Source organism: Microcystis sp. M53603_WE2, from assembly GCF_030065435.1.
Genome location: NZ_JASJFF010001372.1, coordinates 1 through 1,748 on the forward strand (window position 1 = coordinate 1; position 1,748 = coordinate 1,748).

General features: G+C 47.1%; 1 protein-coding gene and 1 pseudogene. One reads left to right on the forward strand and one right to left on the reverse strand.

Annotated elements, in window-relative coordinates; genetic code table 11:
- Positions 1 to 481 precede the first annotated feature (481 nt).
- On the forward strand, positions 482 to 1,516 hold the full coding sequence (pyrC, locus tag PX481_RS28785; protein WP_288097366.1) for a dihydroorotase: 1,035 nt from the start codon (positions 482 to 484) through the stop codon (positions 1,514 to 1,516).
- A gap of 97 nt (positions 1,517 to 1,613) precedes the next feature.
- Here the strand turns inward: pyrC and PX481_RS28790 are convergent.
- Positions 1,614 to 1,733, reverse strand: a pseudogene (locus PX481_RS28790) (phosphoribosyltransferase); the annotation flags it as partial.
- Positions 1,734 to 1,748: the final 15 nt, after the last annotated feature.

Here is a 1,748-nt window from a genome sequence, read left to right on the forward strand (position 1 = left end):
AACCCTTATATAGAAAGACATTTGGCGATTTTTGTCAATTGTTTTCGATCTAGAACGAGCTAATCAATTAAGTCTCTTGCCGGATAAGGATTTAGTCGATTTATGCCCCCTGATCGAATCATACCAAGTAACGAAGAGCCATTGAATTAGCAACGATAGATATACGCTTCAGCCGTCGAACTACTTATTAATTAGTACACAGGCTAAAAGCAAGCTGTGACTGGGTTATAATTTTTGGAGATGTCTAAAGCACGACGTTTTTAAAAATTTTCAGCTATGTATTTCCGAGAAATCGACTAAAAACGTTGCCAGATAAGGATTTGAGAGAATGACATAAGAGAGAATGAAACGACCCAAGGGGCAAGGGGAGGTGTTGCCCCTTGCCTGTTGCCTCTTGCCTCATCTCAACAAGCAATTTAAATACGCGGGCAGCTTATTGTGTTGGGTGAGGTGGGAACCCTAACCGTTGTATGATTGAACAATGCGAAGACTCACAATGACTCGACCCGACGACTGGCACCTTCATCTCCGCGATGGTGCGGCAATGAAAGCGGTTCTACCCCATACGGTGCGTCAGTTTGCCCGTGCCATTATCATGCCGAATTTAAAGCCCCCAGTGCGCTCAGTGGCTGATGCTGCCTCCTATCGCGAGCGCATTCTGGCAGCAGTTCCAGAGGGTCAACAGTTCGAGCCACTGATGACCCTATATCTCACCGATAATACCAGTCCCGAAGAAATCGTGGCGGCGAAAGCCTCCCAGTTTGTCAAAGCGGTGAAATACTACCCGGCCGGTGCGACAACTAATTCCGACTTGGGGGTGACGGACCTTCGTAGGTGCGATGGCGTTTTGGCAGCGATGGAGCAGCTGGATATGCCGCTACTACTGCACGGAGAAGTCACCGATGGTGATATTGATGTGTTCGATCGAGAGAAAGTGTTCATTGAGAAGCACTTAATCCCACTGATAACAAGATTTCCGAAACTGCGGGTGGTGTTTGAACACATTACCACTGCCGATGCGGTCAAGTTTGTTCTATCTGCTAACAACAATGTCGCCGCCACAATTACGCCCCAACATTTATTATTTAGCCGAAACATTCTCTTTACTGGTGGCATTCGTCCTCATTTTTATTGCCTGCCGATTTTGAAACGAGAGGATCATCGTTTGGCACTTTTGCAAGCGGCAACATCGGGCAATCCCAAGTTTTTTCTAGGGACCGATAGCGCGCCCCATTCTCGCTACAGCAAAGAAAGTTCCTGTGGCTGCGCGGGTTGTTATTCAGCCCTGCACGCTCTAGAGTTGTACGCAGAAGCTTTTGAGAGTGTCGATGCAATTGAGCAACTGGAAGGGTTTGCCAGCTTTCACGGTCCAGATTTTTATCAACTCCCCCGAAATACCGAACAAATCACCTTAACCAAAACCCCTTGGCGCATTCCCGATGAATTGCCATTTCCCGAATCCGGACTGGTGCCGTTACGAGCGGGTGAAGAGATAACCTGGCAATTAGGGGAATAAAAACCGCCAGTCTTGGTAGTTGCGGTCAAGAATTCACGATTAGTTAGGGTTGGCTGAAAAAGTATTTGGGTGGGGGTGAGGAGTCGGGAGTTTCCCACTATACTAGGAGGTCTTTGGGTGTAATTAGCTGGTAACGCTCGAAGGGTTGATGAATCCAAGGATTATCTGGGTAATATTCCACATAATAGTCAGGTTTGATTATTGATGCTGCTTTGTACTAGATGACCTCAGT